Raw genomic sequence first — 23,053 nt, 5'->3', positions numbered from 1 at the left:
TGTCGGCCGCGTCCCGGTCGGCCGCCTCAGCAGCAGCCCGGCGCCGGGCCGACGCCCCCGGACATCCGGGTGACGACGGCGTGGTCGGGCGCCCACGTGGGGCGGTCGGCGTCCCAGCTGCCGCTCATCCGCCACGCCCCGACGCCGTCGACGATGCCGGGCCACGGCGGGGCGCCGATCACCAGGGACGCGCCCTCCCCGCCGCCGGCCCGGGCCCCGGGGTAGGCCGCGCGGAAGTCCGCCCAGGTGTCGCCGAGCCGGATCCCGCTGCCCTCGAGCGCGATCCGCGGCCCGGTGGGGTCCGGGTCGTCGTCCTCGTCCCACCGCCGGAAGTCCGACACCTCCCACCCGAGGAACGTGGCGGTGGCGGGGGAGGAGCCCCCGAAGATCGAGCAGAGCGACGCCCAGCAGGCCGCGCGGAAGTAGCGGTGCCGCCAGGAGTCGCTGAGCGGGTCGTCGTCGCGGTACCAGCCGGCGTGGCCCTCGAGGCGCCGGAACTCCTCCCAGCCGGTGTCGACGTCGGCAGCACCGAGCTCGCCGGTCATGGCCTCGAGCGCCGGCTCGGCCGCGTCGCCGAAGGCCCACCCGCCCAGTCCGTCGTCGGACGCCGTCATCCGTGCCGCCGCGGGTGTCGCGGACGCCGGGGGCTCGGTCCCGACGACCGTGGTGGCTCGCGCGCCGGGCCCGGCGCGCCCGTCGTCGCGCGGGCGGACGTCGTCCTCGCCGCCGCAGCCGGCCAGCGCGAGCGGGACCAGGACGGCGGCCAGCGCGGCCAGCGCGGCCGCCCGGGTGCGGCGCGGCGATGGGGGGCGTGTCGTCATCGGGTCCTCCTCGGCCGGGGTCAGCGTGCGGAGGTGGGACGACGTCCGGTCCCGGAAGGTTGTGGGCCCGCCTCAGCCTCGGCCGGGCGCGCCGGGCGCGGGCAGCTGCCGCAGCCGGGCCTGGGCCCGCTCGGCGAGGTCGACGAACACGTCCGTGTCGACCGTCGCGTCCTGGGTGGGCACGAAGGTGAGCTGGGCCACCGAGGTGCCGGTGCGGATGATGGCCATCAGGTAGGTGACGGTGCGCTCGTCGGTGACCCTCACCTCGAGCCGCCAGGCGGTGAGCGCCTCGGCGCCGTCGCTGCGGTCGACCAGCCGCTCCACCTCGGTGTTGAGCTCGCGCTCGGGACAGCTGGCGAGGCGGTCGCGGACCTGCTCGACCAGGCCGGCGGCGCCGGCGGCGGGCAGTGCCCCGACGGTCTCGGTGAGCCCGAACTCCCGGGGGAGCTCGGCCCCCGGCACCAGGAAGGTGCGGGTGGCGTTGCGGGTGAACCTCGACCTGCCGAACCGGCCGTCGAACGACGTGACGTCGCAGCCGGTCGCCGCGGCGTTGGTCGTCGCGCGCCGTGGTTCGGTGCCGACCCACGGGTCGTCGACGCCGGAGACCGGCGGCAGGTCGATCTCGGACACGAGGGCCGGCTGCCGACCGGCCGGGAGCGGGTCGCGGTCGACGAGCTCGGGCTGCGCCGGTGCGCAGGCGCCCGCTCCGGGCAGCGCACACAGCTCACCGACACCCGCGGCGAGGACGGCGGCCGCGGCGTCGCGGTCGGGCACGTCGTCACCCGGTGTCTCGACGACGGTGGTCGTCGTGAACAGGCCGCTGCGGGCCACCCCGACGACGTAGGTCGTGACCGGGGCCGCGGAGGACCGGAGCACCAGCTGGACCGCCTCGTCGCCGACCCCGGTCGGGGTGCGGGTGCCGAGCAGCTGGACGCGCTGGTCGGTGCAGCCGGCGAACCAGGCGGTCGTGGCGCGGAAGGTCCGCTCGGCGGCCCGCGGGCGGGCCGAGGCCTCCGTGAGCTGGACGGCGGTGGCGGCGGGCTGCCGGCCCGCGGCGGCGCGGAAGGTCCGGACGAGGGCGGCGGTGCCGGCCGGGTCGGCGTACCGCGCCACCTGGCACGGGAGGACCATCCCGCTGCCGTCGCTGTTGTCGCCGGTGCGCCGCTCCGTCCAGGTGCGACCGGGGTAGGCCGCGTCGAGCGGTGCGACGTCGAGGAGCGCGGAGTCGGGCAGGGTGACGGTGACGCCGGACTCGACCTCGGCCTCGTCGACCGGCGCGGGCGTGCGGGTCGGCCGGTCGGGCTGGGCGTGCAACGTGGGGCGGACGCCGCCGGCGTCGGTCACGAGGGAGCCGGTGACGACCAGCGCCGCGACGGCGCCGACCGCTCCGAGCAGGGTGTGGCCGCGGCGGCGCGTGTTGCCCGTGCGGCGCACGATGGGCGCCCGCGGGAACCGGCCGCGGTCGTGCACGGACGTCGCCAGGGCGTCGAAGACCGCCCGCAGCTCGCTGGCCTGGACCTCGCGCTCGAGCGAGAGCGCCGTCGTCCCGGCCTGCAGCTCGATCTCCGCCCGCTCGAGCGTCAGCCCGATCTCCCGGGCCATCTGCGGCATCGAGACCGCGGCGAGCTGGGTGAGCACCAGCGCCTTGCGCTGCGGCGTCGACAGCTTGCCCAGCGCGTCGAGGGTGGCGCGGACGTCGCGGTCGATGTCGCGCTCGCGGTGCCACACGCGCGCGGTGTGCCGGCGCTGGGCCAGCCGCCAGGCGTGCGGACGGACGACGTCCTCGGGCTGCTCGAGGCGCGAGAGCTTGCGCCAGCGCTGCCAGGCGACCGAGAACGCGTCGCGGACCGCCCGGCGCGAGGCGCCGAGGTCGCCGGTCATCGCGTAGGTCTGGGCGAGCAGGCGGTCGCGGGCGTCCTTGTAGAACTCGTCGAACTCGTCGGGCTGCCTCATCGCCCGTCCACGGTAGACGAGGGGGCACGTCGATGCCGACTCGGCGCGACCCCGGTGCCGGTGCCGGTGCGGGCGCCGGTGCCGACCCGGTGCCGACCCCGGTGCCGACCGGGAGGAGGTCGGCGTGGGAGCACGATCGGGACCGGGCTCCGGGTCACGATGGACCGGTCATGACCTCACTGCTGCCCTCCGAGACCCGCCGCGGCCGCACCGCCGAGCAGGTGCGCGACGACCTCGCCACCCGCCGGCCGCTCACCCTGGTCGCGATCGCCGGCGGGCTCGCCGCCGCCACGTCGACCCTGCTGGTGTGCCTGGCCCTGGGTGTCGCCGGCTGGTTCCTCACCGACGGCGGGTCGCACGGCGCTCCGCGTGACGGACTCCGCACGGGTGCCCTCGCCTGGCTGATGGGCCACGGGTCGGGCGTCCGGATCGAGGGGACCCCGGTCACCGCGGTGCCGCTCGGCGTGACCCTGCTGTGCGCCTGGGCGCTGTGGCGGATCGGCCAGCGCGTCGGCGCCTCGGTCTCCGGGCACGGACCCGACGCCGACGGCGTCCTCGACGGCCGCCGCGACCTCGTCGTCCCGGCCGCCGGGCTCCTCCTCACCCTCGGGTACGTCGCCACCGCGGTGGTCACCCTCACCCTCGCCTCCACCCCCGCGACGGCGCCGAGCCTGCCGCGGGTGGTGCTGTGGGCCGTCCTGCTGTGCCTGCTCGTCGGGGTCCCCGCCATCGCGGTCGGCTCCGGCCGGGCCGCGATCTGGGCGGCGTACCTCCCGACGACCGTGCGGGCGAGCGCCCACGTCGTCCGTCGGGTCGTCGTGGCCTGGACGCTGGTCTCGCTGCTCGCCTTCGCGGTCGCGCTCGTCGTCGACCTCAGCACCGCCGCCAACGTGATGAGCCAGCTCGGCGGCGGCGGGGGAGCGGTCGTGCTCGTCGTCGCCCTCGGCCTGGCCCTGCTGCCGAACGCCGTGGTCTTCGCCGGCTCCTACCTGCTCGGTCCCGGCTTCAGCGTCGGCACGGGCACCCTGGTCACCCCCGGGCTGGTCGTGCTCGGACCGCTGCCGGCGTTCCCGATGCTCGCCGCCCTCCCCGACGACGGCCCCACGCCCGGCTGGACCGGCTGGCTGATGCTGCTGCCGCCGCTCGTCGCCTGCGCTGCCGCGGCCTGGTCGCAGCGGGCCTGGCCCACGGCGTACTACGTCGAGGGCGCCGTCCGCGGCGTCGCCGGTGGCGTCGTCGCGGGCGTGCTGTTCGCGCTGGCCGCCTCGGTGGCCGGCGGTGCCGTCGGCCCGGGCCGGATGGCCGACGTCGCACCGTTCACCTTCGACGTGCTGCTGCACGCGCTGACGTCGTTCGGCCTCGGCGGCCTCGTCGGCGGCGCCGCGATGACCTGGTGGCAGCGCCGGACCCTGCCGGTGGAGATCTCGCTCGAGGAGTCCGAGCAGTAGGGTCTGCGCCGTGCCTCGCCGTCCCCGCCGTCTGGTCGTCCTCGTGTCCGGCAGCGGCACCAACCTCCAGGCGCTGCTCGACGCCTGCGCCGACCCCGCTTACGGCGCCGAGGTGGTCGCGGTCGGTGCCGACCGCGACGGCATCGAGGGGCTCGCCCGCGCCGAGCGGGCCGGCGTCCCGACGTTCGTGCTGACGGTCGCGGGCTCCGCGGACCGCGCCACGTGGGACGCCGACCTGGCGCGACTGGTCGGCGAGCACCGCCCCGACGTCGTCGTCCTGGCCGGGTTCATGAAGCTGGTCGGCGACGCCTTCCTCGCCGCCCACGGCGGTCGCACCGTCAACACCCACCCGGCCCTGTCGCCGGCGTTCCCCGGCATGCGCGGTCCGGCCGACGCGCTCGCCTACGGCGTCAAGGTGACCGGCTGCACGCTCTTCGTCGTCGACGCCGGGGTCGACACCGGCGCGATCGTCGCGCAGAGCGCCGTCCCGGTCGAGGACGGCGACACCGAGGCGTCCCTGCACGAGCGGATCAAGGTCGCCGAGCGGGCCATGCTCGTGGAGGCCGTGGGCCGGATGGCGCGCGAGGGCTTCACGGTCGAGGGCCGGTCGGTCCGGTTCGGCGGGGGCGACGACGACCGATAGTCTGCGGGCACACGACTGGCGCAGGTGGGTGACCACCGGGGAGTGAACGTCGAGGGTCATCGTCCGCCTGGGTGGCCCCTCCGTCCCGACGCAGGAGCGCTCTGACATGGCTGACCAGATCTCGATCAAGCGGGCCTTGGTGTCCGTCTACGACAAGACCGGCCTCGAGGGCCTCGTCCGCGGCCTGCACGACGCCGGGGTGGCGCTCGTCTCGACCGGCGGCTCGGCCGCGCTGATCGAGGGCCTCGGCCTGCCGGTCACCAAGGTCGAGGAGCTCACCGGGTTCCCCGAGTGCCTCGACGGCCGGGTCAAGACGCTGCACCCGCGCGTGCACGCCGGGATCCTCGCCGACCGCCGCCTCGAGAGCCACGTGCAGCAGCTCGCCGACCTCGAGGTCGAGCCCTTCGACCTCGTCGTGGTGAACCTCTACCCCTTCCGCGAGACCGTCGCCTCGGGCGCCGCCCCCGACGACGTCGTCGAGCAGATCGACATCGGCGGACCGTCGATGGTGCGCGCCGCCGCCAAGAACCACCCGTCGGTCGCCGTGGTCGTCTCGCCGTCGGCGTACGACGACGTGCTGGCCGCCGTGGGCGCCGGCGGCTTCACGCTCGCCCAGCGCAAGCACCTCGCCGCCCGGGCCTTCGCCCACACCGCGGCCTACGACGCCGCGGTGTCGTCCTGGTTCGCCTCGACCTACGTGCCCGCCGACGACCAGTGGCCCGCCTTCGTCGCCGGCACCTGGGACAAGTCGACCGTGCTGCGCTACGGCGAGAACCCGCACCAGGGTGCCGCCCTCTACGTCAACGACCTCGGCGGCGGCCTCGCGCAGGCCACCCAGCTGCACGGCAAGGAGATGTCCTACAACAACTACGTCGACAGCGACGCCGCTCGTCGTGCGGCCCACGACTTCAGCGAGCCGGCCGTCGCGATCATCAAGCACGCCAACCCGTGCGGCATCGCGGTCGGCGCCGACGTCGCGGAGGCGCACCGCAAGGCCCACGAGTGCGACCCCGTCTCGGCCTTCGGCGGCGTCATCGCCACCAACGTGCCGGTCTCGGTCGCCATGGCCCGGCAGGTCGCCGAGGTCTTCACCGAGGTCGTCGTCGCCCCCGGCTACGAGGACGGCGCCGTCGAGGTGCTCGCCGCCAAGAAGAACATCCGCCTCCTCGTGTGCGGGCCGGTCAGCGGCGGTGGCGTCGAGATGCGTCCCATCTCGGGCGGTCTGCTCATCCAGGAGCGGGACGAGATCCACGCCGAGGGCGACGACCCGGCCACCTGGACCCTCGCCACCGGTACGCCGGCCACGCCCGAGCAGCTCGCCGACCTCGCCTTCGCCTGGCGCGCCTGCCGCGCGGCCAAGTCCAACGCCATCCTGCTCGCCAAGGACGGCGCCTCGGTCGGCGTCGGCATGGGCCAGGTCAACCGGGTCGACTCGTGCCGGCTCGCCGTCTCCCGCGCCGGCGACCGCGCTGCCGGCTCCGTGGCGGCGTCCGACGCGTTCTTCCCGTTCGAGGACGGCCCGCAGATCCTCATCGACGCCGGCGTCACCGCGATCGTGCAGCCCGGCGGCTCCGTCCGCGACGAGCTGACCGTCCGCGCCGCCGAGGCGGCCGGCGTCACGATGTACTTCACCGGCACCCGCCACTTCGCCCACTGACGCTGACCCGTCACCTATAGGTGACGGGTCGACGAGGATGACGCTGACCCGTCACCTATCGGCGACGGGTCGACGAGGATGGCGCTGACCCGTCACCTATAGGTGACGGGTCAGCGAGGACGAGAGGGGAGTGGTGGTGGGGCTGGGGAGCGGGTTGCTGCCGAGGACGAGGCTGGAGCGCGACCTCGCGCTGCAGTGCGTCCTGTCGGCGTTCGCGACGGGGTCGTTCCTTACCGGGACGGCGGTGTTCTTCACGCAGATCGTCGGGCTGAGCGGCGCCCAGGTGGGCCTCGGCATGTCGGTGGCGGCCGGCGTCAGCCTGGCGCTGTCGATCCCGCTGGGCCGGCTCACCGACGTCGTGGGTGCCAAGCTGCTCTGGGTCGTCGCCTCGCTGCTGGAGGCCGGGCTCTACCTCGTCTGGCCGCTGATCGGCACGTTCGCGACGTTCGTGGCGATGCTCGCCGTGCTGGCGTGCGTCGAGACCGCCGCGCGGTCGGCCCGCGAGGTCTACCGGATCGCGGTGTTCCCGCGAGAGACGCGCGTGCGGGCGATGGCCTACATGCGCGCGGCCCGCAACGTCGGCTACACGCTCGGCGCCGGTGCGGGCGGTGTCGCGCTCGGCATCGGCTCGCGCGAGGCGATCATCGCCGTCCCCCTGCTCACCGGCGGGCTGCTGGTCCTCAACGCGGTGATGGTCGCCTTCCTGCCGAGCGTCGCGCGGCCGCCGCGGGCGAAGGGCGACCTCGAGCTGATGGGCCCGGCGGCGCTGCGCAACCCCGGGTTCGTGGCGCTCGCGATGTGCAACGGCGTGCTCGGGTCCAACCAGGTGCTGCTCAACGTCGTGGTGCCGTTGTGGCTCGTCGAGCGCACCGACGTCCCGCAGGTGCTGCTGGCGTGGCTGTTCGGCACCAACACCGTGCTGGCCGTGGCCCTGCAGGTGCGCGCGTCGCGCGGCTCGGAGACCGTGCCGGGCGCGCTGCGGGCCGTGCGCTGGTCGGGGTGGGCGTTCGTGGTGTCGTGCGCGCTGATGGCCGTCACCCACGAGACCATCGGCTGGGTCTCCATCGTGCTCATCTGGGCCGGGCACATCACGATCACCGGTGCCGAGCTGTGGCAGTCGGCGGCGAGCTGGGGATTCGCCTCCGAGCTCTCCGACCACCGTCGCCTCGGGGACTACCAGGGCGTGTGGGGCATGGGCCACCAGGTCGAGTCGATCGTCTTCCCTGCGCTGTTCACCTTCCTCGCCCTCGAGTGGGGCGCCCCGGGATGGGGGGTGATCGCGGTGATCGCGGTCGCCGCGGCGCTCGCCTCGCACCCCGCCGCGCGGGCCGCCGAGCGTCACCTCGTCAAGGTGGGTGCGCCGGTCGGTGCCTGACGGCGGGGGCTCCCTAGACTGGCGCGTGTGACTGCGCAGAGGCTCGACGGCACCGCCACCCTCAAGACCATCAAGGCCGAGCTGAGGGAGCGCGTCGCCCTCCTCCGCGAGCGGGGCGTCGTCCCCGGGCTCGGGACCGTGCTGGTCGGTGACGACCCCGGGTCGCGCTGGTACGTCGGTGCCAAGCACAAGGACTGCGCCGAGATCGGGATCGAGTCGATCCGCCGCGACCTGCCCGCGACCGCCACCCAGGCCGAGGTCGAGGCCGTCATCGACGAGCTCAACGCCGACCCCGGCTGCACCGGTTTCCTCGTGCAGCAGCCGACCGGGCTCGACGAGTTCCGGCTGCTCTCGCGCGTGGACCCCGACAAGGACGTCGACGGCCTGCACCCCGTCAACCTCGGCAAGCTCGTCCTCGGCGAGCCCGGCGCCCTGCCCTGCACGCCGATCGGCTGCATCGAGCTGCTCCGCCGCCACGGCGTCGAGCTGAACGGCGCCGAGGTGGTCGTCGTCGGCCGCGGGCTCACCGTCGGTCGCCCCCTGGGCCTGCTGCTCACCCGCCGCTCGGAGAACTCGACCACGACGCTGTGCCACACCGGCACCCGCGACCTCGCCGCGCACACCCGCACCGCCGACGTCGTCATCGCCGCGGCGGGTGTCCCCGGCCTGATCACCGCCGACATGGTCAAGCCCGGCGCCGCGCTCCTCGACGTTGGTGTCTCCCGCGTCGACGACAAGATCGCCGGTGACCTCGCCGACGACGTCTGGGACGTCGCCGGCTGGGTCTCGCCCAACCCCGGCGGCGTCGGCCCGATGACCCGCGCGATGCTCCTGAGCAACATCGTCAGCCGCGCCGAGCAGGCGCTCGAGACGTCGTCCTGAGCGCCGTGACCGAGCCCGACCCGACCGAGGGGGCCGGCGACCCGGAGGTCGTCGGGGCGTCCCAGGCCTGGCAGCCACGTCGCTACCCCTCGACGGTCGGCGGCGGGTTCTACCTCGCCATCCTCCTCACCGCGAGCACGGCGATCGGCATCGTCGTCAGCGGCGACTGGCGCCTCGGCGTCCGGGTCCTCGCCGCCGCCCTCGCGGCCGCGGCGGTGCTCCGGCTGGTGCTCCCGCGCCGTGACGCCGGGATGCTCGCCGTCCGGCACCGGGTGCTGGACGTGCTGATCCTGGCCGGGGTCGCCGTCGCGCTCTACTGGCTCGCGGGCTCCATCCCGGACCAGCCGGGCTAGCCCCGCGAGCACATGCACACAGCCGAACGCCACCGTGGGAGTCCCCGCGGTGGCGTCCGGCTGTGCTGGTGGGCTCGGCTCAGATGAGACCGAGCTCGGTGACCGCGGCGCGCTCGTCGGCGAGCTCGGCGGTCGAGGCGTCGATGCGGGTGCGCGAGAAGTCGTCGATCTCGAGGCCCTGGACGATCTGCCAGTCGCCGTCCTTGGTGGTGACGGGGAACGACGAGACCAGGCCCTCGGGGACGCCGTAGGAGCCGTCGGAGACGACGGCCATGGAGACCCAGTCGTCCTCGGCGGAGCCGAAGAGCCAGTCGCGGGCGGCGTCGACGGTGGCCGAGGCGGCCGAGGCGGCCGAGGACGAGCCGCGGGCCTCGATGATGGCGGCGCCGCGCTTGGCGACGGTCGGGATGAAGGTGTTCTCCAGCCAGTCCTGGTCACCGACGGTCTCGGCGGCGTTGCGGCCGGCGACCTCGGCGTGGAAGAGGTCGGGGTACTGGGTGGCGGAGTGGTTGCCCCAGATCGTCATCTTGGTGATGTCGGTGACCGGGGCGCCGGTCTTCGCGGCGAGCTGCGAGATGGCCCGGTTGTGGTCGAGGCGGGTCAGCGCGGAGAACCGCTCGGCCGGGATGTCGGGGGCGTTCTTCAGCGCGATCAGCGCGTTGGTGTTGGCGGGGTTGCCGGTGACCCCGATCCGGACGTCGTCGGCGGCGGCGGCGTTGAGGGCCTTGCCCTGCGCGGTGAAGATCGCGCCGTTGGCCGAGAGCAGGTCGCCGCGCTCCATGCCGGGGCCGCGCGGGCGGGCACCGACGAGGAGGGCGAGGTTGACGCCGTCGAAGATCTTCTCCGCGTCGTCGCCGATCTCGACTCCGGCGAGGCCGGGGAAGGCGCAGTCGTCGAGCTCCATGACGACGCCCTCGAGCGCCTTCAGCGCGGGCGTGATCTCGAGCAGGCGCAGCTCGATCGGACGGCCGCCCGTGAGCGAGCCGCTGGCGAGGCGGAAGAGGAGGCTGTAACCGATCTGGCCGGCGGCACCGGTGACGGCGACCTTGAGCGGAGCTGAGCTCACGACGACTCCTGAGTCATTTGAGGTGGGTTGGGACGTCGCTCCCGACGCTAGCAGCGGGCGCGGACAGAGGTGCGGCCGGTCCCGAGGGCGAGCTCGGGACCGGCCGCACCGGTCACTGCGGGGCGAGGTGCCCGGTCACTGCCCGTCGGAGGGGCGGACCTGGGTCTGCTCGCCGGCGCCGGGGCTGGGCCAGCTGCCGCCGGCGGCCGGCGGCTGCTGCTGGGCCGGGATCCACTGCTGGGCCTGCGGGTCCCACTGCCACCCGTCCTGGATGATCGGCTGCTCCTGGGCCGGCTGCTGCGCGGCCTGCGGCGCGGCGTACCCACCGGCGGCGGGCTGCTGGTAGGCGCCGTGGGCACCCTGACCCGTGTCGTGCGAGCCGAACGCCGGGGAGGCGCCGGGCTGGTTCCACTGCTGCTGGAACTGGTCGGGGGCGCCGTAGCCGGGCACCGCGCCGCCGGGCTTGCCGCCGAAGCTCATGCCCGACCCGGGGACCGGCTCACCGGCGTGGCCGAAGATCGCCGGGTAGGCGAAGCCGGCGAGCGCACCACCGAGGAGCGGCGCCAGGATGAACACCCAGACCTGGATGAGCGGGTCGGACCCGGAGAAGAGCGCCGGGCCGATCGACCGGGCCGGGTTGACCGACGTGCCGGTCGCGGGGATGGCGACGAAGTGGATCACGGCGAGCGTGAGGCCGATGGCGAGCGGGGCCAGGGCCGGGTGCTCGTTGCGCTCGTCGGTGACGCCGAGGATCGTGAAGACGAAGATCGCGGTGAGGATCAGCTCGAGGAGCAGTGCGGCCCACAGCGCGTAGCCGCTGCCGTCGTCACCCCAGCTGTTGGAGCCGAGCGTGTCGGTGAAGGCGTCGAAGCTGTCGAAGCCCATGGCCACGACGAGCAGGCCGGCGCCCGCCAGGATCGCTCCGGCGAGCTGGGCGCCGACGTAGAGGGGCACCTGGGTCCAGGCCATCCGGCCGCCGAGCGCGGCCCCGACGGTGACGGCCGGGTTGAAGTGGCCGCCCGAGATGCGACCGAAGGCGTAGACCATGACGGTGACGGCCAGGCCGAACGACAGGCCGATCGAGACGATCGAGGCGAGCCCGGTGAAGGACTCGAGCGAGTCGCTGGCCTCCTTGGCCTTCAGCGTCGCCAGGACGACCGAGCCGCAGCCGATGAAGACGAGCACGAAGGTGCCGATCGCCTCGGCCAGCAGCTTCTGCACGGTGGTGGGTGGAGCGGGAGTGGTGGTGTCCATGTGGGCGGACCTGCCCTTTCGCGGTGGGACGAAACCTGGGAGAGCAGCACTCTAGACCGGTCGGCGCCCCGGCGACCGGCTGGCCCGCGGGACCGTCGGGGTGCAAGTCTGGCGGAGGCAGGGACGTCAGGTATCTTGACGTCAAGAAACCCATCGTCGCCGCAGGAGCTGATGACCACCCATGACCGACCAGTCGAAGATCATCTACACGCACACCGACGAGGCGCCGCTGCTGGCGACGTACTCGTTCCTGCCGATCATCGCGGCGTACGCCGCCAAGGCCGGCGTCGACGTCGAGACCCGCGACATCTCGGTCGCGGCCCGGATCCTCGCGCAGTTCGGCCTCGCCGACGACGCGCTCGCCGAGCTGGGCGACCTGGCCACCACCCCCGAGGCCAACATCATCAAGCTGCCCAACATCTCCGCCTCCGTCCCGCAGCTCAAGGCCGCGATCAAGGAGCTGCAGGAGCAGGGCTTCGACCTGCCCGACTACCCCGAGAACCCCTCGACCGACGAGGAGAGGGCGACCGCGGCCCGCTACGACAAGGTCAAGGGCTCGGCGGTCAACCCGGTCCTGCGCGAGGGCAACTCCGACCGCCGCGCGCCGGCGGCCGTGAAGAACTACGCCAAGAAGTACCCCCACCGGATGGGCGCCTGGAGCAGCGACTCCAAGACCAACGTCGCCACCATGGGCGAGCACGACTTCTTCTCCAACGAGAAGTCGGTGATCCTGCCGGCCGCCGACACCCTCACCATCAAGCACGTCGGCGTCGACGGCACCGAGACCGTGCTCAAGGACGACGTGGCCGTGCTCGAGGGCGAGGTCGTCGACGCGACGTTCATGGACGTCGCCGCGCTGCGCCGCTTCCTCACCGAGCAGATCGCCCGCGCCAAGGCCGACGACGTCCTGTTCTCGGTGCACCTCAAGGCGACGATGATGAAGGTCTCCGACCCGATCATCTTCGGCCACGTCGTGCAGGCGTTCTTCCCGACCCTGTTCGAGCAGTACGGCGAGGTCCTGGCCGCTGCCGGCATCTCGCCCAACGACGGGCTCGGCGCCCTGCTCGACGCGGTCGCCTCGCTGCCCGAGGGCGAGGCGATCAAGGCCGCCGTCGCGCAGGGTCTCGCCGAGGGCCCCGCCATGGCGATGGTCGACGACCGCAAGGGCATCACCAACCTGCACGTGCCGTCCGACGTCATCATCGACGCCTCGATGCCGGCGATGATCCGCACCTCGGGCCACATGTGGGACCCGAAGGGCGAGGAGGCCGACACCCTGGCCGTCATCCCCGACTCGTCCTACGCCGGGGTCTACCAGACCGTCATCGACGACTGCCGCGCCCACGGCGCCTACGACCCGGCCACGATGGGCTCGGTGCCCAACGTCGGGCTGATGGCGAAGGCGGCCGAGGAGTACGGCTCGCACAACAAGACCTTCGAGGCGCCGTCCGCCGGCTCCATCCAGGTCGTCAACGCCGCCGGCGAGGTGCTGATCGAGCACGCCGTGCAGCCCGGCGACATCTGGCGCGCCTGCCAGACCAAGGACGCCCCGATCCGCGACTGGGTCAAGCTCGCCGTCACCCGGGCCCGCGCCTCCGACACCCCGGCCGTCTTCTGGCTCGACGAGGACCGCGCCCACGACGCCAACCTGATCGGCCTGGTCCGGACCTACCTCGCCGAGCACGACACCGACGGCCTCACCATCGAGATCATGGCCCCGGCCGCCGCGTGCGCGTACTCCATCGAGCGGATCCGCAGGGGCGAGGACACGATCTCGGTCACCGGCAACGTGCTGCGCGACTACAACACCGACCTGTTCCCGATCCTCGAGCTCGGCACGTCGGCCAAGATGCTCTCGGTCGTCCCGCTGATGAACGGCGGTGGCCTCTTCGAGACCGGCGCCGGCGGCTCGGCGCCCAAGCACGTCCAGCAGCTGGTCGAGGAGAACTACCTGCGCTGGGACAGCCTCGGCGAGTTCTTCGCGCTGGCCGCCTCGCTCGAGCACCTCTCCGACTACGCCGGCAACAAGGGCGCCAAGGTCCTCGCCGACACCCTCGACAAGGCGACCGGCACGTTCCTCGAGAACGACAAGTCGCCGACCCGTCGCCTCGGCGGCATCGACAACCGCGGCTCGCACTTCTACCTCGGCCTCTACTGGGCCCAGGAGATCGCCGCGCAGAGCGAGGACGCCGACCTGGCGGCGGTGTTCGCGCCGTTCGCCGAGTCGCTCGCGGCCGACGAGGAGAAGATCGTCGCCGAGCTGAACGCCGTGCAGGGCAGCCCGGCCGACATCGGTGGCTACTTCCGCCCCGACGCGGCCAAGGCCGACGCCGTGATGCGACCGTCCGCGACGCTGAACGCCGCCCTCGCGGCGCTGTGACCCCCGGCCGCTCGCGGCGGCCGTGACGACGGCGGCGGACCCCTCCGGGTCCGCCGCCGTCGTCCGTCTCGGCGTCGCAGCGCGGGGACGGACGAGGAGCGAGGAAACCCAGGTGAGACTGTCGGTGCTCCGGCGTAGCGTCGGTCAGCGATGAGCACATCAGCCACGACCGAGCCCGACACGCGGCCGACCCCCGAGGGGCGGCCCGCCGTCGTCGCGCCGTCCGACGACGCGGCCCGCCGGATCGACTGGCGCCGGGTGCGTCGTCCCGTCACCGCGTGGGCGCTCGTCTGCTCGTTCGTGGCCGCCGTGGGCCAGACCCTCGGCACCGTGGTCGCCGGGCACCTGGCCGAGGCGCCGACCTCGCGCCTGGTGTGGTTGCTGGGGTCGTGCGTGGTCGGCGCGGCGCTGCTCGACACCGTCGGCCGCACCGTGTGGGCCGGGGTCGTCGACCGCGCCGAGGGCCGGCTGCGCGCCGACCTGCTCGACGTCGCCCTGCACCAACCGCTCGCGTCGCTCGACGAGCAGGCCGTGGGCGAGGTCCTCGACCGGATCGACGACGACACCCACGAGGTCGGCGCGCTGCTGAGGCGTCAGGTCTGGGACGCGCTGCGCACCGTGTTCGCCGCGGTGCCGATGTGGATCGTCGCCGGCGTGACCTGGTGGCCGGCGTGGCTGCTCTTCCCCCTCTTCGCCGGCGCCGCCTTCGCGGTCGTGCGCCGCAAGCTGCCCGAGATCGCCGAGAAGACCCTCGTCGAGGAGATGGCCTGGACCGACCACGCCGCCGCGATGGAGGAGGGCGTCACGGGTCGCGACGACCTGCGCACCAGCCTGGGCCAGGCCCACGTGGTCCGACGGCTCGCGCTGCTGTCCGCGACGGTGCACCGGCGCTTCGACGCCCTGCTGCAGCTCGAGGTCTGGGTCACGCGCCGCAGCGGCCTGCTGCTCCACGCGCTGCTCGGCGGGGTCGCGGTCGGCGGCGTCGCCGTCGTGATCGAGGGCGACCTGTCGGTCGCGCGCCTGGTGACCCTCTTCCTGGTCACAAGCACCTTCGTCGGGCAGATCGACCGGATGGCCCAGCACCTGCCGGAGCTCCAGGCGGGGCTCGGCGCGGTCGTCCGCCTGCGTCAGCTCGCCGCCACCGAGCCCGAGCCGGTCGGGGGGCTGCCGCTGCCGGGCACCCAGCTCGACCTCGAGCTCCGCGACCTGCACTTCTCCTACGCCGAGGGCACCTTCGCGCTGCGCGACGTCGACCTCCTGGTCCCCGCCGGGCAGACCTGCGCGCTCGTCGGGCGCACCGGGTCGGGCAAGTCCACGCTGGCCTCGTTGATCTCGCGCGCCGTCGACCCCGCGCCGGGCACCGTGCTGCTCGGGGGCGTCGACGTCCTCGACCTCGACCTCCAACAGCTGCGCGCCGCGGTCGGGGTGGTCACGCAGCGCACCGAGATCCTGGTCGGCACCCTCGCCGAGAACGTCGCCCTCTTCGTCGACCTGCCGCGCGCGCAGGTCGCCGCCGCCATCACCGAGCTCGGGCTCGACGAGTGGGTCGCGGGGCTGCCCGACGGCCTCGACACCCCGCTCGGCCCCGGCGGCACCACCCTGTCCGCGGGGGAGGAGCAGCTCGTCGCCTTCGCCCGGCTCCTGGTGCGCGACGTCGACGTGGTGATCCTCGACGAGGCGACCGCCCGGATGGACCCGCTCACCGAGGCCCTCGTCGTGCGCGCCTCCGACCGGCTGCTCCGGCGCCGGACCGGTCTGCTGATCGCGCACCGGCTCTCGACCGTCACCCGGGCCGACCTGGTCGCCGTCCTCGACGCCGGGCGGGTGGTCCAGCAGGGCCCGCGGGCCCGGCTGGCCGTGCAGCCCGGCCCGTTCCGGTCGCTGCTCGAGGCCGGCGGGGGCGACCTGCTCGACGAGCACCTCGGCACGGTCGACGACGACGAGGACACCGCCGGGTCGCCGGTGGTCGCGGCGGGTCCGGTGGGAGGCACCCGCCGCAGCGGTCCGCCGCCGGTCCTCGCCGACCCCGGCGACGGGCCGAGCCTGGCCCGGGGGATGGTCTCGGCGCTGACGACCAAGCCCTGGTGGGGAGCGTGGGCGGCGATGCTGTTCCTGCTCACCTCGGTCCTGGGCGCCTTCGGCGTCGTCACCGGCTTCCTCTGGGGCACCCTCGTCGAGCGGCTCCAGGACGGCGCCGGCTGGAGCCCGACCACGGTGCTGCTGTGCCTCGGGGTGTCGGCGTCGCTGATCGCGGCGCCGCTCGTGCTCGCCGCCGCCATCCGGCGCTACCCGCGCTGGTGGATCGAGGTGATGCTGCGGGTGCGGATGTCGGTGCTGGTCGGCCAGACCCAGCAGCACCGGCTCGAGCGCACCCCGCCCGGCGAGGTCGTGGCCCGGTCGATGGACGCCGACCGCTACGTCCGCTACGCCGACCGGTGGGTCGACTTCCTCAACGGTGCGCTGATCGTCGTGATCACCGCGATCGCCGGTCGCAGCCTCCTCGCCGGCGCGGTGCTGCTCGCGGTGATGGTCGGCTCGGCGCTGGCCTCCGCGCTGGGCCGACCGATCGCGGGCCGCTCGGCCGCGGCGTCCTCCGCGGCCCGGGCCGGGTTCGGCCGCTCCCTGGTTTCGGCGCTCGAGTCGGCCCGCACGGTCAAGCTCGCCGCCGCCACCCCTGCCGTGCACGCCCACCTGCGGCGCGTCGACGGCGGTCGGGTCCGGGCCGCGGTGTTCGAGCACCGGGTGCAGGCCGTCCTCGACGGCGTCCCGGTCGTGATGGTGCAGTGCGGCGTGGTGGCGGCGTGGCTCACCTACTTCCTCGGCGGCTGGGGCCTGTCGACGGCGATCCTGGTCGCCGGGGCCGTCACCGGCTTCGACTGGTTCGGCCGGGTCGCCGGCGCCGTGGTCACCGAGGCACCCGGCACCCGGGCCTGGCAGCAGGCCACCGGGCGACTCGCCGGCGGGGTCGACCTCATGCACCTCCCGCCCGGCGTCGACCTCGTCGCGGGCACCGCCCCGGAGCCCGCGGTGCCCGACCGGGTGCCGTTGCGGGACCTGTCGCTGCGCGGGGTGGGCGCGGTCCACGACGACGGCACCCGTGGCGTCGACGGCGTCGACCTCGACGTGAGGGCGGGCGAGCTCGTGCTCCTGCTCGGCCAGGTCGGCTCGGGCAAGTCGAGCCTGCTGGGCGCCCTGGCCGGACTGCTCGACCACACCGGGTCGATCCGCTGGAACGGCGTCGAGGTCGACGAGGCCCAGACCTTCCTGCGCCCCGGTCAGGTCGCCCACGTCTCCCAGGTCCCGCGGGTCCTCTCCGGCACCTTCGACGACAACATCCGTCTCGGTCACGAGCGCGACGTCGCGAGCGCCGTCGACGACGCCCGGCTCGGCCTCGACGTCGCCGACGCGGGCGGCATCGACGCCGTCGTCGGTCACCGTGGCGTCCGGCTGTCGGGCGGCCAGGTCCAGCGCGTCGCCCTGGCGCGCGCCCTCGCGGCCGACACCGAGCTGCTCCTCGCCGACGACGTGTCCAGCGCCCTCGACGCCACCACCGAGGTCGAGCTCTGGTCGGCGCTGCGCTCCCGCGGCGCCACCGTCATCGGTGCCACCTCCAAGCGGGCCGCGCTCGCCCAGGCCGACCGCGTCGTCGTCCTCGTCGAGGGCGAGGTCGCCGCCGTCGGGCCCTGGCGCGACCTCGCGCCGGCGTGGAGCCACCTCGCCGGCTGAGCGGCGTCCCGGGTGCGGGTCGCCCCGGTCGGCGGCTCGCTGGAACGCCCCTGGCACCCTGGAGGCATGCGCACCGTCGTCCTCGCCACCGTGACCGTCCTGGCCGCCCTGGTCCTCGCGGCGTGCTCCGACCCCGAGGCCGCCGTCCGCGACGCCTCGTCGGACGCCGCCTGCTCGCTGGCGCGTGAGACCGTCGACCAGGTCGGCACGGAGGCCAGCTCGGCCGTCGACGAGATCGGCGCCGACCCGCGAGCCGCGCAGCAGGAGCTGGAGGCCGCGCGCGACGTCCTCACCGTCGCCCAGAAGGGCGTGTCCGGCGACGTCAAGAGCAAGGTCGACGACGCGCGCGCGGCCGTCGAGGAGCTGCTCGGCGAGGCGAGGAGCGCCGCCGAGGGCGCCGACGTGGACGTCCAGCTCGTGGAGCGGGCGCGCGGCGAGCTCGACCAGGCGATCGCCGACGTCCGCGACCTCTGCTGACGCCACCCTCCCGTCGTCGCGACCGGCGTTCCCCGCTCGCCGGCTGACCGGTCGTCCAACCCCCAGGGGTGGTGAACGACGCGGGCCGACGTGACCATGGTGGAGGCATGAGCGACGACAAGCGGATCACAGTCCAGCGCACCATCGACGCGCCGACGACCGCGGTGTTCGACGTGTTGTCGAACCCGCAGCGGCACGCCGACCTCGACGGCTCGGGTTTCGTGATCTCCGACGACCGGTCGGACCGGATCACCGGCACCGGCCAGAAGTTCCGGATGAACATGAGCGGCGACCACATGGGCGGCGACTACCAGACCGACAACCACGTCACCGGCTACGACGAGAACAAGCTCCTCGCGTGGCAGACCGCGCCCGCCGGCGTCGAGCCGCCCGGATGGGAGTGGGTCTGGGAGCTCGAGGCGAACGGGCCGGACGCCACCGACGTCACGCTCGTCTACGACTGGAGCCACGTGACCGACCCCGCCATCCTGCAGAAGGTGAGCTTCCCCCTGGTCTCGCAGGCCCAGCTCGAGGACTCCCTCGCGAACCTGGCGGAGTCCGTCTCGGGCTGAGGACCCTCGTCGGGCGGGCGCGTGGTGGTGACAGGTCACACCCCGCCGCGGAATAGGCCGGCCTCGCGGCCCGGTTGGAGGATGAGGACAGTCCCCGATCCGGAAGCAGTGATGACCACCACCGCCCCGCCCCCGCCCGTCGTGTCCGCGACGCGCGCCCCGCACTACCTGCTCGCCGTGCTCGCCCTGGCGATGGGCGGGTTCTCGATCGGCACGACCGAGTTCGTGACCATGGGGCTGATCCGGGAGATCGCCGGGGGTGTCGCCGTCTCGGTCCCGAGCGCCGGCCACGTGATCTCCGCCTACGCCGTGGGCGTCGTCGTCGGTGCGCCCGTGCTGGCCTTCCTCGGGGCCAGGTGGCCCCGGCGCGGCCTGCTGATCGGCCTGATGGCGACGTTCGGCATCTTCAACGCCCTCAGCGCCCTCGCCACCAGCTACTCGTGGCTGATGCTCGCCCGCTTCCTCGGCGGCGTCCCGCACGGCGCGTACTTCGGCGTGGCCTCGCTCGTAGCGGCGAGCCTGGCGCCGGCCGACCGCAAGGGTCGGGCGGTCGCGAGCGTCATGCTCGGCCTGTCGGTGGCCAACGTCGTCGGGGTCCCGGCCGCGACGTGGCTCGGGCAGCACCTCGGGTGGCGCTCGGCGTACTGGGCGGTCGCGGTCCTCGCGATCGTCACCGTCGCCATGATCATCGCGTTCGTCCCGTCGTGCCCCGGCGACTCCGAGGCGACCGGACGCCGCGAGCTCGCCGCCTTCGCCAAGCCGCAGGTGTGGCTGACCCTGCTGGCCGGCGCGATCGGCTTCGGCGGCATGTTCGCCGTCTTCTCCTACATCGCACCCACCGTCACCGAGGTCGGCGGGCTGGGTGACGGTGCGGTCCCGGTCTTCCTGCTGGTCTTCGGGCTCGGCATGGTCGCCGGCACGTGGGCGGCCGGCGAGCTGGCCGACTGGTCGGTGTACCGCTCGCTCCTGCTGGGCTCCGCGGGGATGGGCGCCGCGCTCGTCGCGTTCTACGTCCTCGCCCCCACCGGCTGGGGCCTGCTCCCGGTCGCCTTCGCGGTGACGGGCCTGAGCTCGGTGCTGGTCGTCAACCTCCAGCTCCGCCTGATGGACGTCGCCGGCGACGCCCAGACCCTGGGCGCCGCCATGAACCACGCCTCGCTCAACGCCGCCAACGCGCTCGGCGCGTGGCTGGGCGGCGTCATCATCGCGGCCGGCTACGGCTACCGCGCCCCGGCCCTCGTCGGCATCGGCCTCTCGGTCGCCGGCTTCGCCGTGATCGTCCTGTCCGCCGCCCTGCAGCGCCGCACCGACCACGCACCCGCCCTCACGCCGACCCGTCAGTGATCACTGTTGGGTCGACCCCCGGGTCCACGCCGACCCGTCACTGATCAGGGACGGGTCGACCACTCCGAGGCAAGGACGTCGTAGAGCGCGACGTCCGCGAGGCCGGTGCGGACGCGCGTCGCGAGACGCTCCTCGCCGGTGCGGCGGAACCCGCACGCCTCGGCGACGTGGCACGACGCGGCGTTGGCGACGGCCGCGACGATCCGCACCCGCCCGACCCCGAGCTCGGCGAACGACCACGACGTGACCGCCTCCACGGCAGCCCGCACGACGCCGCGGCCACGGGCGTCCGGGTGCGCCCAGTAGCCGATCTCGCACTCGTCGTCGTCGACGTCGAAGATGCTGATCGCGGCGAGCAGCCGGTCGTCGTCGGGGTCGGCCACCGCCCAGGTCGTGCCCCTCCCGGTCGCCTGCTTCTCCGTGGAGCCCTCGATCCAGCCGTGCGCGTGCTCGGCGGTGTACGGCGAGGGCATGGCGCCCAGCCAGTGCTGGGTGCGCGGGTCGGAGCACGCCTCGACGACCCGCGGGACGTCGTCCTCGCTCACGGGCCGGAGCCGGACGCCGGCGCCGTCGACAACCGGTGAGGTGAGCCAGCGCGTGGTGGGGGTGCGCGGCTCGTCGGCGAGCAGGGTGCCGACCCAGGCGTCGACGAGCGCGCCGCGCGACACCTGCGAGTGCCGCAGGACGCCGTCGATCCGGAAGCCGAGGCGCCAGGCGAGCTTGCGGGAGGCCCAGTTGCCGACGTTCGCGCGCCAGACGACGGTCCGCACGTCCTGCGTGGCGAAGCCCCACTCCAGGAGCAGCCGGACCCCGGCCTCCATCGCGCCGGTGCCGCGGGCGGCCGGGTAGGCACCGAAGGCGATCTCGGCCCGCCCGTGGCCCTCGTCGCGCAGGGCGATGTTGCCGGCGTAGCGGGTGCCGTCGTCGAGCGGGTGCTCTACGCCGAAGATCCACTGCGACCCGTCGGCCCACGCCGCGGGGGCGATCTCGTGCACGAAGGCGACCGCGTCCTGGACGCCGAACGGCACCGGCACCTGGGTCCACGCGATCGAGACCGGGTCGAGGCACTGCTCGAGGACGCCGGCGACGTCGCGGTCGGCCAGGGCACGGATCGTCGTGGTGCCGTCGGTCAGGGTCGGGGCGTCCATGGGTCGACCCTGTCACGCGCCGCCCGGGCCCCGCCCCGGGTTATCCCGCGAAGGCGGTGGCGTCCCCGCCGGACGCCCCGACGGGCGTCGTCGCCGGCGTCAGAGCACCGCGCTGTCGTGCCAGAGGGGCCAGATGTCGGAGTCGAGCTCGGCCGTGCGGTGCCACAGCGCCAGGTACACCTGGACGGCGGTGCCCTCGATCGAGCGGTCGCCCGCGACCGGCCCCTCGTGCCGGACGACGACGGGCGGCTCGTCGGTGACCCGGACGGTGTAGCCGTGCTGCGCGTCGGTGAGCGTGACGGCGAGCGTGAGCGGCGTCGTCGAGCGCAGCCGCGACCTCGAGCGCGGCACGAACCCGAGGAGCAGCTCGTCGACGCCGTCGAGCGCGACGTCGGGGTCGATCCACGTCTCGTCGGCGCGGGGGAGCCGGCCGAGTCGGGCGGCGAGGACGTCGACGGCGTGCACGGTCGTCTCGTGGCACTGACGGCGGGCCCAGAAGCGGCGCGGCGGCGGGGCGTCGTGCAGGAAGGTCGCCGCCTGCGCGTCGGCGGGCGCCGCGACCAGGGTGCGGACCAGCTCGATGGCGCCGTCGCGGAGCCACTCGACGGGGTCGGCGCTGCTGCGCCCGGCCTTCTCGAGCGGCTCCCACGCCAGGTCCTGGCCGCGGAAGCTGCCCGCGGCCCAGCGGTGGACGGCGCCCTGGTGGCCGATCAGGCGTCGTACGGTCCACTCCGGGCACGACGGGACGTCGACGTCCAGCCCGCCCCGACCGGCGTGCCGGGCCAGCTCGGTCATCGCCGTGTGGAAGCCCGCGAGGTGCTGCTCGAACGTGAGGTGGGTGGGCACCCGCCGATGGTCTCAGGTCGTCGGCAAGAATGACGTCCATGCCTGCGGTGACCGAGACCGAGACCGCCGTCCCGACGGCCGCGACCGGCGGCGCGCGCCCACGCGTGCTGTCCGGCATCCAGCCGACCGCCGACTCCTTCCACTTCGGCAACTACCTCGGCGCGCTGCGCCAGTGGGTCGACCTCCAGCGCGACCACCAGCCGTTCTTCTTCATCGCCGACCTGCACGCGATCACCGTCGAGCAGGACCCCAAGGTGCTTCGCGAGCGCACCCTGCGCGCGGCGGCGCAGCTGCTCGCCATGGGCATCGACCCGGCGCGATCGGCGATCTTCGTGCAGAGCCAGATCCCCGAGCACGCCCAGCTGTCGTGGGTGCTGCAGTGCCTCACCGGCTTCGGCGAGGCGCGCCGGATGACGCAGTTCAAGGACAAGTCCGCCAAGGGCGGGGAGGGGGCCGCCTCGGTCGGGCTGTTCACCTACCCGATCCTCCAGGCCGCCGACATCCTGCTCTACCGGCCGCACTACGTGCCGGTGGGCGAGGACCAGCGCCAGCACCTCGAGCTGACCCGCGACGTCGCCCAGCGGTTCAACCACCGCTACAAGAAGACCTTCCGGCTGCCCGAGCCCTACATCCTCAAGGCCACCGCCAAGATCGCCGACCTGCAGGACCCGACGTCGAAGATGTCGAAGTCGGCCTCCTCGCCCGGGGGCATCGTCGAGATGCTCGACCAGCCGTCGGTGAGCGCCAAGAAGATCCGCTCGGCGGTGACCGACTCCGAGGCCGAGATCCGCTTCGACGTCGAGGCCAAGCCGGGCGTCAGCAACCTGCTCACCATCTTCTCCGCCCTCACCGGCACCGGCATCTCCGACCTCGAGGCGGAGTACGCCGGCCAGGGGTACGGCGCCCTCAAGGGCGACCTCGCCGACGCCGTCATCTCGTTCGTGACCCCGTTCCGCGACCGCACGCTCGAGCTCCTCGACGACCAGGACCACCTGTCGAAGGTGCTCGCCCAGGGCGCCGAGCAGGCCGGCGAGGTCGCCCGGGCCACCCTGCGCGACGTCTACCAGCGGGTGGGCTTCGTCGCTCCCACCGCCCGCTAGGGTCGGGG

At 74.1% G+C, this 23,053-nt stretch carries 18 protein-coding genes; 12 read left to right on the top strand and 6 right to left on the bottom strand.

Translation table 11 applies throughout. The features are described from left to right. Positions 1 to 26: 26 nt before the first annotated feature. Both E4623_RS01205 and E4623_RS01200 read right to left on the bottom strand, forming a co-directional pair. Positions 27 to 821 (bottom strand): hypothetical protein, encoded by a 795-nt coding sequence (locus E4623_RS01205; RefSeq protein ID WP_134764697.1) that lies wholly within the window; start codon positions 819 to 821, stop codon positions 27 to 29. 72 nt (positions 822 to 893) lie between these two features. After that, positions 894 to 2,774, bottom strand: coding sequence for a hypothetical protein (locus E4623_RS01200; RefSeq protein WP_134764696.1), 1,881 nt, complete (start codon positions 2,772 to 2,774; stop codon positions 894 to 896). Positions 2,775 to 2,944: 170 nt separating this feature from the next. Between E4623_RS01200 and E4623_RS01195 the strand changes: the two genes are divergently transcribed. The 6 genes from E4623_RS01195 (at position 2,945) to E4623_RS01170 (ending at position 9,132) form a co-directional block, all read left to right on the top strand. Next, complete coding sequence (locus E4623_RS01195) at positions 2,945 to 4,222, top strand: DUF6350 family protein (RefSeq protein WP_134764695.1); 1,278 nt, start codon at positions 2,945 to 2,947, stop codon at positions 4,220 to 4,222. 10 nt (positions 4,223 to 4,232) lie between these two features. Next, entirely contained in the window at positions 4,233 to 4,865 is a 633-nt protein-coding gene (purN, locus tag E4623_RS01190) for a phosphoribosylglycinamide formyltransferase (RefSeq protein ID WP_134764694.1), read from the top strand. A 106-nt stretch (positions 4,866 to 4,971) separates the two neighbouring features. Further along, complete coding sequence (purH, locus tag E4623_RS01185) at positions 4,972 to 6,522, top strand: bifunctional phosphoribosylaminoimidazolecarboxamide formyltransferase/IMP cyclohydrolase (protein WP_134764693.1); 1,551 nt, start codon at positions 4,972 to 4,974, stop codon at positions 6,520 to 6,522. Positions 6,523 to 6,658: 136 nt separating this feature from the next. After that, complete coding sequence (locus E4623_RS01180; RefSeq protein ID WP_245154772.1) at positions 6,659 to 7,897, top strand: MFS transporter; 1,239 nt, start codon at positions 6,659 to 6,661, stop codon at positions 7,895 to 7,897. Positions 7,898 to 7,924: 27 nt separating this feature from the next. After that, complete coding sequence (locus E4623_RS01175; RefSeq protein ID WP_134764691.1) at positions 7,925 to 8,779, top strand: bifunctional methylenetetrahydrofolate dehydrogenase/methenyltetrahydrofolate cyclohydrolase; 855 nt, start codon at positions 7,925 to 7,927, stop codon at positions 8,777 to 8,779. Between the two features lie 5 nt (positions 8,780 to 8,784). Next, positions 8,785 to 9,132 (top strand): DUF3017 domain-containing protein, encoded by a 348-nt coding sequence (locus tag E4623_RS01170; RefSeq protein WP_134764690.1) that lies wholly within the window; start codon positions 8,785 to 8,787, stop codon positions 9,130 to 9,132. A gap of 79 nt (positions 9,133 to 9,211) precedes the next feature. On the opposite strand, the gene E4623_RS01165 is transcribed toward E4623_RS01170, so the two are convergent. Together E4623_RS01165 and E4623_RS01160 are read right to left on the bottom strand one after the other, a co-directional pair. Continuing rightward, the gene (locus E4623_RS01165; RefSeq protein WP_134764689.1) at positions 9,212 to 10,198 is read right to left on the bottom strand and encodes a malate dehydrogenase; all 987 of its coding nucleotides are present in this window, start codon (positions 10,196 to 10,198) and stop codon (positions 9,212 to 9,214) included. A gap of 135 nt (positions 10,199 to 10,333) precedes the next feature. Continuing rightward, a complete protein-coding gene (locus E4623_RS01160; protein ID WP_134764688.1) occupies positions 10,334 to 11,452 on the bottom strand; it encodes an MIP family channel protein in 1,119 nt (372 codons plus the stop codon). A 181-nt stretch (positions 11,453 to 11,633) separates the two neighbouring features. Here E4623_RS01160 and E4623_RS01155 point away from each other — a divergent pair, with 181 nt between their 5' ends. The 5 genes from E4623_RS01155 (at position 11,634) to E4623_RS01135 (ending at position 19,951) form a co-directional block, all read left to right on the top strand. Next, positions 11,634 to 13,832 carry an NADP-dependent isocitrate dehydrogenase gene (locus tag E4623_RS01155; RefSeq protein ID WP_134764687.1) on the top strand — a complete coding sequence of 733 codons (2,199 nt, stop codon included), beginning with the start codon at positions 11,634 to 11,636 and terminating at the stop codon, positions 13,830 to 13,832. 150 nt (positions 13,833 to 13,982) lie between these two features. Next, complete coding sequence (locus tag E4623_RS01150; RefSeq protein ID WP_134764686.1) at positions 13,983 to 17,558, top strand: ABC transporter ATP-binding protein; 3,576 nt, start codon at positions 13,983 to 13,985, stop codon at positions 17,556 to 17,558. Positions 17,559 to 17,624: 66 nt separating this feature from the next. After that, positions 17,625 to 18,035: a hypothetical protein gene (locus E4623_RS01145; protein ID WP_134764685.1), complete on the top strand. Its 411-nt coding sequence runs from the start codon at positions 17,625 to 17,627 to the stop codon at positions 18,033 to 18,035. Between the two features lie 107 nt (positions 18,036 to 18,142). Further along, positions 18,143 to 18,607, top strand: coding sequence for an SRPBCC family protein (locus E4623_RS01140; protein WP_134764684.1), 465 nt, complete (start codon positions 18,143 to 18,145; stop codon positions 18,605 to 18,607). A 111-nt stretch (positions 18,608 to 18,718) separates the two neighbouring features. Further along, complete coding sequence (locus E4623_RS01135) at positions 18,719 to 19,951, top strand: MFS transporter (protein WP_134764683.1); 1,233 nt, start codon at positions 18,719 to 18,721, stop codon at positions 19,949 to 19,951. Positions 19,952 to 19,995: 44 nt separating this feature from the next. Here E4623_RS01135 and E4623_RS01130 read toward each other — a convergent pair whose 3' ends face one another. Both E4623_RS01130 and E4623_RS01125 read right to left on the bottom strand, forming a co-directional pair. Next, the gene (locus E4623_RS01130) at positions 19,996 to 21,099 is read right to left on the bottom strand and encodes a GNAT family N-acetyltransferase (protein ID WP_134764682.1); all 1,104 of its coding nucleotides are present in this window, start codon (positions 21,097 to 21,099) and stop codon (positions 19,996 to 19,998) included. Between the two features lie 99 nt (positions 21,100 to 21,198). After that, a complete protein-coding gene (locus E4623_RS01125; RefSeq protein WP_245154771.1) occupies positions 21,199 to 21,945 on the bottom strand; it encodes a maleylpyruvate isomerase family mycothiol-dependent enzyme in 747 nt (248 codons plus the stop codon). Positions 21,946 to 21,983: 38 nt separating this feature from the next. Here E4623_RS01125 and trpS point away from each other — a divergent pair, with 38 nt between their 5' ends. Beyond that, positions 21,984 to 23,045, top strand: coding sequence for a tryptophan--tRNA ligase (trpS, locus tag E4623_RS01120; RefSeq protein ID WP_134764681.1), 1,062 nt, complete (start codon positions 21,984 to 21,986; stop codon positions 23,043 to 23,045). Positions 23,046 to 23,053 lie beyond the last annotated feature (8 nt).

Origin of the sequence: Nocardioides sp. 1609 (assembly GCF_004522105.1) — a bacterium.
Lineage (GTDB): Bacteria > Actinomycetota > Actinomycetes > Propionibacteriales > Nocardioidaceae > Nocardioides.
The sequence above is the reverse complement of the archived record's forward strand: the minus strand, read 5'-3'. Positions and strand labels throughout refer to the sequence as shown.